The sequence below is a fragment of the Streptomyces sp. ST2-7A genome (genome assembly GCF_021390475.1).
Taxonomy (GTDB): Bacteria; Actinomycetota; Actinomycetes; order Streptomycetales; family Streptomycetaceae; genus Streptomyces.
In genome coordinates this window covers 130,397-143,821 of the sequence record NZ_JAJUWS010000011.1, presented here as the reverse complement: position 1 = coordinate 143,821, position 13,425 = coordinate 130,397, and the positions used below count along the sequence as shown (strand labels likewise).

Sequence of the window (13,425 nt, the reverse complement as noted above, 5' to 3'; positions counted from 1 at the left end):
GTCACGTTCAAGATCAACCGGGACACCTTCCAGAACCTCACCGCGAACGCGCCCCGGCTGCTGGCCAGCGACACCCCGCCGGCCCGACGGGCGGCCGACCGCGGGTGGCTCCTGCTGCTGCCGGCCCTCGGCGCGTACATCGGGTTCGTCATCTGGCCGCTGTTCATGGGTGTCCAGTACTCGTTCTACGACTGGAACGGCGTCGGTGCCGCCACCTGGGTCGGGCTGGACAACTACGTCACGGTGTTCAGCGACCCCCATCTGCTGGCCTCGATCCGCAACGCGTTCGTGCTGATCGCGTTCTTCACCGTCATCCCGGTCGGCGCGGGCCTGATGCTCGCCACGCTCATCCGCTCCCTGCGCCCGGGGCCGTTCTCCCGGGCGTCGCAGACCATCCTGTTCCTGCCACAGATCATCCCGCTCGCCGCGGCCGGTATCGCCTGGTCGTGGATGTACGCGCAGACCGGCGCGGTCAACGAGATCCTCGGTTGGCTCGGCCTCGGGTGGATCGCCCGACCGTGGCTGGCGGACTACGGCACGGCGCTGCCCGCCGTGGGGTTGATCGGCTCCTGGGTGCTGACCGGCCTGTGCACCGTCCTGCTGCTCACCGGCATCGGCAAGATCGACGGTTCGCTGTACGAGGCGGTCCGGCTCGACGGCGCCGGGTGGTGGCGGGAGTTCTTCACCATCACGCTGCCCGGGCTGCGGCAGGAGATCGCCGTGCTGATGACGCTCAGCGTGATCGCGGCGCTGAGCAGCTTCGACATCATCTACACCTCCACCCAGGGCGGGCCCGGACGCGCCACCCAGGTGCCGGCCCTGTCCATCTACCGGATCGGTTTCACCCAGAGCGACGTCGGGTTGGCCTCGGCGTTCGGGATCGTGCTGATGGTCCTGGTGCTGGTGTGCGTGCTGCCGATCCAGCGTCTGTCGAAGGCGGGTGACCGATGATCGCCGACCGCACCGAGCGGGTGCTGGGTCGCGTCCTGCTGATCCTCGCCCTCGTGCTCACCGTCATCCCACTGGTGAACATGATCTCGGCGGCGTTGCAGCCGGCCGATGTGAACCCCACCGGTCTGGCCTGGCCCTCCGACCCCCAGTGGGGCAACTTCGTCAGGGCCTTCGAGACCGGGCACGTGTGGGAGCTGATGGGCTCCAGTCTGTTCATCGTGCTCGGGGTGGTGCCGGTCAGTCTGCTGATCGCCACCCTCGCCGGGTACGCGCTCGGCGGGCTGCGGGTGCGCGGCGGACGGGGCGTGCTGATCTTCATGGTGCTGGGCCTGACCATCCCCTTCGAGGCCCTGATCATCCCGCTCTACTACCAGGCGCAGGCCCTGGGGACGCTCAACTCGCAGTGGGCGGTGATCTTCCCACTGATCGGGTTGTTCATGCCCTTCGGCGTCTTCTGGATGCGCGCCCACTTCGTCAACGTCCCGCCGGAGCTGGCCGAGGCGGCACGGGTGGACGGTGCCGGCCTGTGGCAGGAGTTCCGGCGGATCCAGCTGCCGCTGGCGATGCCGGCCGTCTCGGCCCTGGGCATCCTGCTGTTCCTGTGGACCTGGAACCAGTTCCTGCTGCCGGTGGTGCTCATCGACGACCCGCTCAAGCGCACCGCCGCCGGCGCCCTGACCTTCTTCCAGGGGCAGTACTCGCTGAGCATCCCGCTGCTGAACGCCGGCGCGCTGATCATCATCACCCCGGCGATCATCGTCTTCCTCGTCTTCCAGCGGCAGTTCATCCGGGCCCTGCTGCGGGGGGCCGTGAAGGGCTGACGCCCCGCCCCCGCCCCGGTCACCCGGCTCCCCACCGCTCGGACGGCGTCGGCGCGCCCGCGCCGACGCCGTCCTCCCCTCACACCGAATCGAGCACCTCCGTGACCTTCGCCCTGGACGACCACTGGGTCTGGGATTTCTGGATCGCCGACTCCGGCGACCTGTTCCACCTCTTCTACCTGCACGCGCCGCGCTCGCTCGGCGACCCGGACCTGCGGCACCGCAACGCCGTGGTCGGGCACGCGGTCTCGACGGACCTGCGGACCTGGTCGGACCGGGGTCCGGTGCTCGGCCCGGGCGGTCCCGGCGCCTTCGACGAGACGGCCACCTGGACCGGCAGCGTCGTGCGGGGCCCGGACGGGATGTGGCGGATGTTCTACACCGGCGCCCGGTTCCCCTCCGCGGACTCCGCGCGGAACATCGAGACGATCGGCGTGGCCCGGTCCGCCGACCTCACCACCTGGGAGAGGTCGCCGGCCGCGTTGACGACCGCCGACCCGTTCCGGTACGAGACCCTCGCCGAGGGGACCTGGCACGAGGAGGCCTGGCGCGACCCCTGGGTCTTCCCCGATCCCTCGGGGGACGGGTGGCACATGCTGATCACCGCCCGCGCCGGACGCGATGGCCGGAACGCGGCCGGGGAGGTGCCCGCCGATCCGCGCGATCGCGGGGTCATCGGCCACGCCACCTCCCCGGACCTGGAGGTCTGGACGGTGCGGGAGCCGCTCAGCGCGCCGGGCGCGGGCTTCGCCCACCTGGAGGTCCCGCAGTCGGTCACCATCGACGGCCGGCACCTGCTGCTCTTCTCCTGCGACACCGCGCACCTGGCGGGGGCGCGGCGGGACGGCGGGGGCGGCGGCATCTGGGCGGTCACCGCCCCGGGCCCGGTCGGGCCGTTCCCGGTGGAGCGCGCGGTCCGGCTGACCGGTGACGAGCTGTACAGCGGCCGGGTGATCCGGGACCGCGCCGGCCGGTGGGTGATGCTGGCCTTCGAGAACATCGGTGACGCCGGTGACGGGACCGGCTTCGTCGGCAGGATCTCCGACCCGCTGCCCCTGGGTCGGTCGACCGATGGCGATCCGCTCCTCGCGGTCGGGGAGGGTGTCCGATGAGCGCTTCCACGGAGGTCCCCACCGGACCGAACGAACCGGCCGAGCCCGTCGAGCCGACCGAGCCGGTCGGGGAGGTCACCGTGCGCGGACGGGTCGCGCCCGGTTTCGAGCCCCTGCGGGACGCCTTCGCGGCGGTCTTCGAGGGGACACGGGACACGGGGGCGGCGCTGGCGGTCCTGCACCGCGGTGAACCGGTGGCGGACCTGTGGGGCGGTGTCGCGGACGCCCGCACCGGCGCCCCCTGGCGGACGGACACCCCGAGCGTGATCTTCTCGTGCACCAAGGGGCTGGTCTCGATCCTGGCCGCCCGCCTGGTGCAGGAGGGCCGGCTCGACTACGAGGACCGGGTCGCGGCCCACTGGCCGGAGTTCGGCCGGGCCGGCAAGGAGGGGGTGACGGTCCGCGACATCCTCGCCCACCGGGCCGGCCTCTCGGCCCCCCGGCGGTCGTTCTCCACCGCCGAGGTCCTCGACTGGGACACCGTGACGGCCGCGTTGGCCGAACAGGAACCGCTGTGGGAGCCCGGTACCGGGCACGCCTACCACGCCCTGACCCACGGCTGGTTGATCGGCGAGGTCATCCGCCGGATCACCGGCGGATCGGTCGGTCGGTACTTCGACGAGGTGATCGCGGGCCCGCTCGGCGCGGACGCCTGGATCGGGGTGCCGGAGGCGGTCCAGGGGCGGGTGGCGCACCTGCGGGTCGGCCCGACCCTCACCGAGCACGTCCGGCAGCAGGGGTTGGCGCGGGATCGCACGCCGGAGCGTCCCGACTGGCCGGGACTGGCGATGACCCTGGGGGACGCCTTCCCGCCGGAACTGGCGCACCCCACCCGCGGCTTCAACGACCCGGCGGTGCGGGCGGCCGAGATACCCGGCGCCGGTGGCATCGCCACCGCCCGGGCGCTGGCCTGCATCTGGTCGGCGACGGTGACCGGGACCCGGGGCGTCCGGCTCCTGGAGGAGGACACGCTGCGGCGCGCGCTGGTGGTGCGGACGGAGGGGAAGCCGGTGTTCGACGTTCCCGGTCCCCACGCGCGCTGGGCGATGGGCTTCCAGCTCGACTCGGAGGCCCGCCGTTTCCTCACCCCGGATGGGTTCGGGCACGACGGCGCCGGGGGGCAGGTCGCCTTCGCGGACCCGGTGACCGGGGTCGGTTTCGCCTTCCTCACCAACCGGATGGAGGCGGGGGACGACCCGCGCGGCACCCGAATCGTGGACGCCCTGAGGGGGATCCTCCTCGGATAGCCGGGGCATGGGCGACCCTCGGCGAGGGGCCGGTGGAGCCCCGGTACATGCCGGAGGGCCGGTGGTGATGCTCAACCTGCTGCGCTTCGCCGAGGGCGGCCGGGAGTCCTACCGCCGCTACTCGCGGGCCGTGGCCGAGACCTTCCTGCCGCGCCACGGCGGCGAGGTGCTCTATGCCGGGGAGGGCGCCGCCGCCCTGGTGGCCGAGGAGGGACAGGAGTGGGACGCGGTCCTGCTGGTCCGCTACCCGAGCCGCGAGGCATTCCTCGGCATGGTCGCCGACCCGGAGTACCGGGAGGTGGCGGAGTGGCGCACGGTCGCCCTGACGGAGGCGGTGCTCCAGCCCACCCGGCCGTGGGGCCGACCGGCTCCGGCGGAGGGCGCCGACCGCGCCTGACGGGCGCGGTCGGCGGGGCACCCGGCGACCCTCCGGGGAGCCGGGCCACCGGGATCGGGGCGCGTCCGCCGACCCCTCCCCCACCGTCCGTCCCACCTCCGGGCGGGACGGACGGTGGGGTCCTGCGCGGAAGGCGCTCCACCACGATCGCCCCGGCTCCCGGCGATGCCCCGGGGGAGGGAACCGCCGGGGGCCGACCCTCTCCCCCGGGTCTCCGGATCGGAACCCCGACCGTCGGGCACCGGGCACGCGGCGACTCCGCCCGCTCGTCGGCGCGGCGTCGCTCCCGGCTCCGGGGACGACCCGGCACGAGAGGTGGTGAGGCGAGCGGGCAGGGCTTGGCGCCCTTCATTAATTACTATTTAATGAATCCTAATGGGCGGAGTGGTCCCGCCCCGGGGGATCCGACCCCGTGACGGGAGACGGGAGGGCCCATGGAGCGGGAGACACCGCCACGCGTCGGCCGATTCACCGGGCGGTGCGTGCTGGTGACGGGCGCGGCCTCGGGGATCGGGGCGGCGACGGCCCGACGCCTGGCCGCCGAGGGAGCCGCCGTCGTGGTCACGGACATCCGCGCCGAGGGGGCCGCCGAGGTCGCCGCCGACATCCGGCGCTCCGGTGGCGAGGCCGACCACCACGCCCTGGACGTGACCGACGAGACACGCTGGCGGGAAGTGGTCCGGGCGGCGGGCGAACGGTTCGGCCCGATCTCGGGCCTGGTCGGCAACGCGGCGGCGGTCACCGTCGGCGCCGCCGACCGCATCGACCTCACCGAGTGGAACCGCCAACTCGCGGTCGGCCTCACCGCCGCCTTCCTCGGCTTCCGCGCCTGCCTGGCCGACCTGCGGAAGACCGAAGGAGCCGTGGTCCTGGTCTCCTCCGTGCACGCCCTCGCCGGTCTGCCGGGCCGCCCCGCCTACGCCGCCGCCAAGGCCGGACTGACCGGTCTCACCAGGCAGTTGGCGGTGGAGTACGGCCCCGCGGTGCGGGTGAACACCGTCCTGCCCGGCCCCGTCCTCACCCCCGCCTGGGACGGCATCGGCGAGGCGGAGCGGCGCGCGAGCGCCGCGCAGACGGCGGCCGGACGGCTCGGCCGCCCCGAGGAGGTCGCCTCCACCATCGCCTTCCTCCTCCACCCGGACGCCTCCTACGTCACCGGCGCCTCCCTGGTGGTGGACGGTGGCTGGAGCGTCGTCAAGGGCGGCTCGTGACCCCGCCGCGCACCACCGTGACAACAGCCGGCGGCGCCCGGGCCGGACGCACCGGCCGGGGCGCGTGTCCGGCTCCCCCGCCCCCTTCCGTCACCGCACACCGTTCCGCGCGCCGGCCGGAACGGGCGAGGAGTACCGCGTGAGGATCACCCGTGTCGAGACGTTCGCCGTACCGCCGCGCTGGCTGCTGTGTCGGATCGAGACCGACGAGGGTGTCGTCGGCTGGGGTGAACCGGTGGTCGAGGGCCGGGCCGCCACGGTCCGCACGGCGGTCCGCGAACTCTCCGAGCTGCTGGTGGGCCGCGACCCGTTGCGCGTCGAGGACCACTGGCAGGTGATGACGAAGGGTGGTTTCTACCGGGGCGGGCCAATCCTCTCCAGCGCCGTCGCCGGCCTGGATCAGGCGCTGTGGGACATCCTCGGCAAGACCCTGGGCGCGCCGGTGCACGTGCTGCTCGGTGGCCCGGTGCGGGACCGGGTACGGGCCTACGGCTGGGTGGGTGGGGACGACCCGGCCGAGATCGCCGACGCCCTGACCGCCCGGGTGGAGGCGGGTTTCACCGCCGTGAAGATGAACGCCGGCGGCCGGATGGACCGCCTGGTCACCGTCGCGGAGCTGGATCGGGTGGTGCGCCGGGCGGAGACGGCCCGTGAGGTGATGGGCCCCGACCGGGACTTCGCGATCGACTTCCACGGCCGCGTCGGCGCCGCCGACGCCCGCCGGTTGCTGCCCCTGCTCGCACCCACCGCGCCGCTCTTCGTGGAGGAGCCGGTGCTGCCCGAACACACCCCGCTGCTCGCGGGGTTGGTCTCCTGTTCCCCCGTGCCGCTGGCCACCGGCGAGCGACTGTACTCCCGGGCCGAGGTGCTGCCCGCCCTGCGGGCCGGGATCGCGGTGCTGCAACCGGACCCCTCACACGCCGGCGGCATATCGGAGGTGCGGCGCATCGCCTCGCTCGCCGAGACCTTCGACGTGCCGATCGCCCCGCACTGCCCGCTGGGCCCCGTCGCGCTCGCCGCGAGTCTGCAACTCGCCTTCGCCACACCGAACTTCCTCATCCAGGAGGAGAGCATCGGCATCCACTACCACTCCGGCGCCGAACTGCTGGACTACGTCGTCGACCGCGAGGTCTTCCGGCTGCGCGAGGGGCACTTCGACCGGCCGACCGCGCCGGGGCTGGGCATCGAGGTGGACGAGGTCGCCGTGCGGGCCGCCGACGACAGCGCCCCGGAGTGGCGGGGGCCGGTGTGGCGGCACCCCGACGGCTCGTTCGCCGAGTGGTGATCGACGCCGCGCGTTCCCGCGCCGCCCCGGCTCCCACCGGACCCGACCCCCGACCCCCGACCCCCGACCCCCGACGGAACGGTTTCGCGATGAACACGGCACCGAGCAGCGCCGGCTCCCCCGACTCCACCGGACCCACCGGACCCACCGGCCCGGAAGTCCTCCTCGCCCGCCTGCGCCGCGAGCGGCTGGCCGCGATCGTCCGGGGCCGGGACGCCCGCGCCTCCGTGCGCGCGGCGGTGGCCCTGGCCGAGGAGGGCGTCGGGCTGATCGAGATCTCACTCACCACGGAGAACGCCGAGCGGGTCCTCTCCGAGGTCGTCGCCGAGGTGGGCGACCGGGCCCTGATCGGCGCCGGCACCGTGCTCTGCCGCGAGGACGCGGACCGGGCCCGGGGCGCCGGTGCCGCCTGGCTGGTGACCCCCTGTCCCGGGGCCGGGTTGGAGGCCGCCGTCGATACCGGACTGCCCGTGCTGGGCGGGGCGTTGACCCCCGGCGAGTGCGCGGCCGTGATGGCGGCCGGGGCGGCGGCGGTGAAGCTCTTCCCCGCCTCCCTCGGCGGCCCGCCCTACCTGAAGTCGCTGCGCGACCCGTTCCCCGACCTGCCGATCGTGCCGGTGGGCGGGATCGACGCGGACGCCGCCGCCGCGTACCTGGCGGCCGGGGCCGTGGCGGTCGGGGTGGGCGGTCCACTGCTGGGGGACGCCCCGCACGGCGGTGACACCGGGGCCTTGCGCGAACGGGCCCGAACCTTCCTGGCGGTGTGCGCGGACGGAGCCGACGCGTGACCGCCCGGGACATCGTGCCGGAGTCCTCCGGGAGCCCCGCCGTGGAGGTGCTGACCTTCGGCGAGACGATGCTCTCGGTGCGCACCGCGGAACCGCTGACGGCGGGCGGCGGGGCGCGGATCACCGTGGCGGGCGCCGAGTCGAACGTGGCCGTCGGTCTGGCCCGGTTGGGCCACCGGGCCGGCTGGGCCGGTCGGCTGGGGGCGGACGAGCCCGGCCGGACCGTGCTGCGGGCGCTGCGCGGGGAGGGTGTGGACCTGCGGCACGCCACCGTGGACGAGACCGCCCCGACGGGGGTGATGCTGCGCGAGGGTCGGGTCGGCGACATCGCCCGGGTGCACTACTGGCGGTCCGGTTCGGCCGCCTCCCGGCAGCGCCCCGAGCACCTGGCGGGGGCGCTGGCGGCCGGCGCCCGGATCCTGCACCTGACCGGGATCACGCCGGCCCTGGGCGAGGGGCCGCGCGCCACCGTGGTCGGGGCCGTCCGTCACGCGCGGGAACACGGCCGGACGGTGACCCTCGACGTCAACCACCGCGAGCGGCTGTGGAGCGGCGCGGAGGCCGCGCCGGTGCTCCGGTCCCTGCTTCCCGACGTGGACGTGCTGATCGCCTCGGAGGAGGAGCTGTCGATCGTGGCCGGCGCCCCGGGGGACGGGGAGCGGGATCGGGTGTCGGAGTTGTTCTCCGGGGGTGTCGGCGAGGTCGTCGTCAAGCTCGGCGCGGAGGGGGCGCGGGTCCACCACCGGGACGGCTCCACGACGGGGGCGCCGGCCCGACGGGTGACGGTGCGGGACACGGTGGGCGCAGGGGACGCGTTCTGCGCGGGGTACCTCTCCGGGCTGCTCGACGGTCTCGCCGCGGGAGCCCGGCTGGAACGGGCGGTGGTGTGCGGGGCGTTCGCGGTGGCCTGCGAGGGCGACTGGGAAGGGCTCCCGCACCGCGACGAGTTGACGCTGCTGGACGGCGCGCCGGGCCGCACGGTGCGCTGAGCGGGGGCGGGTCACCCGTGCCGCCGGCCGCCGGTCCGGTCGGTCGGACCGGCGGCGGGCGGCGGGCGGCGGGCGGCGGGCGGCGGGCGGCGGGCGGCGGGAACGACCACGGCGACTCGAAGCCGGCCGGGGGAACCGGGCCCGGCGGTCGGCGCGTCAGCCGCGCAGCACGGCGTTGCACTCCCGCTGGAGGTCCACATCCGCCCACATCGGGTGGTGCGGGGCGGCGTTGGAGCAGACGACGGCGCCCAGCGCGCCGACCCGGACGCTCTCCTCGATCGCGCGCCGACACAGGGCCGCGCCGACCGGCCCCTCCTCGAAGGTGCCGTGCAGGGGCGTGTAACCGAACCAGCCCTCGCCGAAGAGCAGGGGAACGCCCAGCTCGGCGGCCAGGTCGGCCGCGGCGTCGATCCAGGTGACCAGGCGCTGCTCCATCGCGATGCGGTGGCCGGCGTGCCGGTCGTACAGCCAGGCGTCCCACTTCGCGGGGTCGCACCACTCGTGCAGGTACATCTCGCGGCGCGAGACGATGGTGGCCTCCGCCCGCCAGGCGTCCCGCTCCGGGGGTGTCCACTCCTCCAAGGCGGGCGCCGAGGGCAGCAGCAGTTCCCGCGCCGCGCGTTCCCGCGGGAAGGGGCGGGTGGGGTCGCGCAGGGCGAAGGTGTCGATCATCTCGTCCAGGACGCCGTGGACGTAGGGGTGGAAGACGGCGACATCGATGTCCCGGGGCACTCCGCGCATGGCCCCCACGGGCACGGCGGCGTAGTTGACGGTGACCGGGTGGTCGGGTCGGCGGGCGCGGAAGCGGGCCAGGCCCCGCTCCAGGCGGGGCCGGAGGCCGAGCACCGGATCGCCGGCGAGGCCGTCGGTGAGCCGACCGGCCTGGACCTCGTTGTGCAGTTCGGTGAAGGCGATCCGGTCGTCCAGACCGTCGTGCGCGGCGAGGAAGTCGATCAGGTCGGCGAGGGCGTCGGCCAGTGCCTCGGGTCGGCGTTCCGGCTCCACCGCCATCAGCGCGTCGAACCACCGCCGGTCGCCGGCGAAGGCGGGGCTCTGCTGGTACTCCCAGCTGGAGAGGATGACGTGGAAGTCGTGCCGGCGGACGGCCCCGAAGAGGGCCAGCAGGTGGGCGCGGCCGTCGATGACGGTCTCGGCGCGCACGTCGTACCAGCGCACCCGTCGGCCCTGTCCGCCGCCGAGGGGGCCGAGTCGCAGGTGGGTGGTGTCGAGGCCGGAGCCGAAGAGGAGGAACGGCATCGCGCAGATCCGGATGGTGTTGTAACCCCGGTCGGCGGCCTCGGCGAAAGCGCGGTCGAGGTCCTCGAAGGGCTCGCCGGGACCGGTGCGGACGTACCAGGAGAAGTCCCAGAGGCTGACGGTCAGCCGGGCGGGGAGCCGGGCGGGGAGTGGTAGGGGCACGGGGACCTTCCGGTGGGGCGGCGGGCGAGGGGCGCTGCGGCCATGGTCACGGGACCCCGGGCAGGTGTCAAGATTTATTCATAAATAATGATCAGACTAGAGTGGACTCGTCCGGGAGACGACGATTCCCGATTCGGGGAGCAGGGGAACAGGGGAGCACCGACATGGGGTCCTATTCCGACCGGGGCGTCCACGGCCACGTGGTGCACCGCCTGGGCGCCCGCATCGTCGGCGGCGAGTTCGCCGAGGGGGACACCCTGGACGTCCGCGCCCTCGGCGCCGAACTCGATGTCAGCCTCACGGTGATGCGCGAAGCGCTCAAGGTACTCGCCGGCAAGGGCCTGGTGGACGCCCGCCAGAAGCGCGGCACCTTCGTGCGTCCCCGCGCGGAGTGGAACCTCCTCGATCCCGACCTGATCCGCTGGCGGGCCCGGGGCGGTGACACCGACCGACTGCTGCGCGATCTCGCCGACGTGCGGGCCGTCGTGGAACCGGCCGCCGCCCACCGGGCCGCGCTGCACCGCACCGAGGCCGATCTCGAAGCGCTGGACGCCGCCCTGGCCGCCATGGTGGAGGCCGGCGACGATCCGACCGCGGCGGCCGGGGCCGACGCCCTCTTCCACCGCGTGCTGCTGGCCGCCACCGGCAACGAACTCCTCGCCCGGATGGAGGTCTTCCTCGAGCCCGGGCTGCTCGAACGGGACCGGCTCGTGCACGCCCATCCCGCCTCCGGAGACGCCGTGCCCAGCCACCGGGCGGTGCTGGAGGCCGTGCGCGTCGGGGACGCCCCGGGCGCGCACCGCGCCATGCTCGCCCTGCTGGCCCGGGCCGAGGAGGATCTGGGATTGGTGAACCCTCCCCCGACCTCCTGAGGTGCGTCCGGAAATTCCCCCAACGGTCGGCCGATGCCGGATACCGTGCTTCCCCGCGCGATGGACCGACCCGGAACCGGTCCGGCACCACGGGAGGGGACGACATGGCCGAGGTGACCCGTCTGAGCACCCTGGTCGAACTCGACGGGGAGCGCCCGAACCCCGAGGAGATGGCGGTGTCCGCCCGGCTGGAGGCGGTGCTCTCCGACGGCCGTCGGGTGCCGCTGCTCGACGACCGGGGCTGGGCCGAGTCGACGCACGGCGGCGGGGCGGACATCCGGGAGTTCGTCTCGGTCGGGGAGATCGAGGAGACCGCCCGGACGGTGGTCGGCCCGGACGAGCCGGGGGAAGGCGGTACGCACGAGGAGATGGCCGCCGACCACTGGGGGCATCTGACCGACATCCTGCGGCGAGGCGGAGTGGCCGCGGACCCGGCGGAGCTGGAACACCTCCCGCACGAGGTCGTGCTCGGCGAACGCCTCCGGGAGTGGCTGGGACGAGCGCGCCCCTCCCCTCCTGGCCCGGCCCCGACCGGGGGTGATCAGCCGGGTTCGGCCGGCCCGAAGTGATGGCGGGTGAGCCGTGAACCGTCGGGACCGATGGAGGCGGCGACACAGCGCAGCACCCGGGAGCCGGCGGCGTACCGCGCCTCGGTGGGCGGCAGCACGTCCGGTTCCCACGAGTCGGCCTCCCGCTCCCGGCCGCGCTCGTTGAGGGAGGCCGCCAGGACCTCGGCGGAGCACACCTCCCGGACCGTCGGGTGGGCGGCGAGCTCGGCCTGGTGGTGGGTGAGCCCGTCGGCGGGCAGCGGGGCGATGGCGAAGGTCTCCCAGACGTGCTCGGTCCGACAGTCGGCCGCGGTGATGGAGACGTTGCCCGTGATCACGACCATGCCGCCCCAGCACTCGGGCTCGACGACACAGGCCGCGTCCGCGCCCTCGATATCGGCGGCCGGGCAGTCCTCGGTGGTGGTCGGCACGCCCCACTCGACGGCGGTGTCCGGCACATCGTTCCCGGTACCCCCGTCGTCGGTCCCGGGGTCGTCGGTGTGCCCGTCCCCGGCGGGCTCCCCCTCGGCCGGCGGGCCGTCGGCCGGGGGCGCGGAGGCGAGGGGGTCGGCCGCGTCCCCGTCACCCGGTTGGTCGCCGTTCGTCAGCAGCGCCACGCCGGTGCCCGCCCCCACCACGAGAACCACGGAGGCCGCGACCGCGACGAGCAGCGGCCCGCGCCGGCGGGTGGGGCGGGTGTCCGGCCCCGCCTCCGGGGCCGTGACCGCACCGGCACCGCCCGCCGGCGCGTACGGCGGCACGACGCCCGGGCCCGGGGGGCCGGCGGGCGCCGGCCCCGGGGTCATCACCGGGGCGGGTCCGAAACCGGCCGGGGCCGGACCCACCGGCACCCCGCCGAGGTCCACGGCGGCCAGGGCGTCACGGAACTCCCCCGCGTCGGCGGTCCGTTCGGCCGGATCGGCGGCCAATGCCCGGCGCAGGACCGCCATCAGCCCGGCCGGCACCCCCGGCAGGTCGGGCAGCGGGCCGGTGTGCCGGAGGACGAGTTCGGCGAGGCTCGGCGCACCGCCGTCCTCGGGGAAGTGCGGCGGCCTGCCGCACAGCAGGGCGTGCACGGTGGCGGCGAGGGAGTACACGTCGCCGGCGGCGGAGGGATCGGCCAACCGGAACGCCTCGGGTGGCGCGTACGCCGGCGTCAGGGCCTCCCGGGTGACCGACAGGTCGTGGCCGGGCCGGGGCAGGGCGGCGAGGCCGAAGTCGGTGAGGGCGACCCCGCCGTAGCGGTTGATCATCACGTTGCCCGGCTTGATGTCGCGGTGCAGCACACCGGCGGCGTGGGCGGCGGCCAGCGCGTCGGCGAGGGCGACGCCGATATCGCGGGCCTCGGCGACCGGCGGCGGGCCGGTGCGGGAGAGCCGGTCGGCCAACGAGCCGCCGGGGCACAACTCCAGCACCAGGTAGGGACGACCGTCCTCCCGAACCCCGGCGTCGTGGACGGCCACCACGTTCGGGTGATCCGACAGTCGGCCGGCGGCGGTGACCTCGCGCAGGAAGCGGCGCCGATCACGGTCGGAGAGCAGCCGGCGGCCGTCGATCCGCAGCGCGACCTCACGGTCCACGGAGAGCTGGCGGGCACGGTGGACGGTGGCGAAGCCACCGCGCCCCAGCACCTCGAAGATCTCGTACCCGGGTTGCCTGACGCCCTCGTCCCCCCGGATGTCGTGCTCGCCGCCCATGTCCCCGTCCCCCGCAGCCGGCCCGGCCGAGGTGTCCGGCCGGATGTGGGGGGACTCTAGCGCGGGAGCCCGACACCGGACCCGGTGG

13 protein-coding genes are annotated in these 13,425 nt (G+C 74.8%); 11 read left to right on the top strand and 2 right to left on the bottom strand.

What is annotated here, in order from left to right:
• From LZF96_RS09580 to LZF96_RS09540, 9 genes are all read left to right on the top strand, one after another.
• A partial coding sequence (locus LZF96_RS09580; protein WP_308294175.1) for a sugar ABC transporter permease occupies positions 1 to 951 on the top strand: 951 nt, incomplete at its 5' end.
• Positions 948 to 1,772, top strand: a complete 825-nt coding sequence (locus LZF96_RS09575) for a carbohydrate ABC transporter permease (RefSeq protein WP_233868701.1) — start codon at positions 948 to 950, stop codon at positions 1,770 to 1,772. The genes LZF96_RS09580 and LZF96_RS09575, both read left to right, overlap by 4 nt.
• Positions 1,773 to 1,873: 101 nt before the next feature.
• Entirely contained in the window at positions 1,874 to 2,884 is a 1,011-nt protein-coding gene (locus LZF96_RS09570; RefSeq protein ID WP_233868698.1) for a glycoside hydrolase family 68 protein, read from the top strand.
• Complete coding sequence (locus LZF96_RS09565; RefSeq protein ID WP_233868695.1) at positions 2,881 to 4,131, top strand: serine hydrolase; 1,251 nt, start codon at positions 2,881 to 2,883, stop codon at positions 4,129 to 4,131. Before LZF96_RS09570 ends, LZF96_RS09565 begins: the two co-directional genes overlap by 4 nt.
• A gap of 67 nt (positions 4,132 to 4,198) precedes the next feature.
• A complete protein-coding gene (locus tag LZF96_RS09560; protein WP_233868720.1) occupies positions 4,199 to 4,528 on the top strand; it encodes a DUF1330 domain-containing protein in 330 nt (109 codons plus the stop codon).
• Positions 4,529 to 4,962: 434 nt separating this feature from the next.
• On the top strand, positions 4,963 to 5,739 hold the full coding sequence (locus LZF96_RS09555; RefSeq protein ID WP_233868692.1) for an SDR family NAD(P)-dependent oxidoreductase: 777 nt from the start codon (positions 4,963 to 4,965) through the stop codon (positions 5,737 to 5,739).
• A 139-nt stretch (positions 5,740 to 5,878) separates the two neighbouring features.
• Positions 5,879 to 7,024, top strand: coding sequence for a galactonate dehydratase (dgoD, locus tag LZF96_RS09550; RefSeq protein ID WP_233868689.1), 1,146 nt, complete (start codon positions 5,879 to 5,881; stop codon positions 7,022 to 7,024).
• Between the two features lie 89 nt (positions 7,025 to 7,113).
• Entirely contained in the window at positions 7,114 to 7,812 is a 699-nt protein-coding gene (locus LZF96_RS09545; protein ID WP_233868686.1) for a bifunctional 4-hydroxy-2-oxoglutarate aldolase/2-dehydro-3-deoxy-phosphogluconate aldolase, read from the top strand.
• The gene (locus LZF96_RS09540; RefSeq protein WP_308294174.1) at positions 7,809 to 8,801 is read left to right on the top strand and encodes a sugar kinase; all 993 of its coding nucleotides are present in this window, start codon (positions 7,809 to 7,811) and stop codon (positions 8,799 to 8,801) included. The genes LZF96_RS09545 and LZF96_RS09540 overlap by 4 nt, the downstream gene beginning before the upstream one ends.
• A 156-nt stretch (positions 8,802 to 8,957) precedes the next feature.
• Here the strand turns inward: LZF96_RS09540 and LZF96_RS09535 are convergent, their stop codons facing one another.
• Positions 8,958 to 10,220 carry a cellulase-like family protein gene (locus tag LZF96_RS09535; protein WP_233868683.1) on the bottom strand — a complete coding sequence of 421 codons (1,263 nt, stop codon included), beginning with the start codon at positions 10,218 to 10,220 and terminating at the stop codon, positions 8,958 to 8,960.
• 164 nt (positions 10,221 to 10,384) lie between these two features.
• Between LZF96_RS09535 and LZF96_RS09530 the strand changes: the two genes are divergently transcribed.
• Positions 10,385 to 11,092: a FadR/GntR family transcriptional regulator gene (locus tag LZF96_RS09530; RefSeq protein WP_233868680.1), complete on the top strand. Its 708-nt coding sequence runs from the start codon at positions 10,385 to 10,387 to the stop codon at positions 11,090 to 11,092.
• Between the two features lie 104 nt (positions 11,093 to 11,196).
• The gene (locus LZF96_RS09525; RefSeq protein ID WP_233868677.1) at positions 11,197 to 11,661 is read left to right on the top strand and encodes a hypothetical protein; all 465 of its coding nucleotides are present in this window, start codon (positions 11,197 to 11,199) and stop codon (positions 11,659 to 11,661) included.
• Here the strand turns inward: LZF96_RS09525 and LZF96_RS26495 are convergent.
• Positions 11,634 to 13,337 (bottom strand): serine/threonine-protein kinase, encoded by a 1,704-nt coding sequence (locus tag LZF96_RS26495; RefSeq protein WP_267940661.1) that lies wholly within the window; start codon positions 13,335 to 13,337, stop codon positions 11,634 to 11,636. The genes LZF96_RS09525 and LZF96_RS26495 overlap by 28 nt on opposite strands.
• Between the last annotated feature and the right edge of the window lie 88 nt (positions 13,338 to 13,425).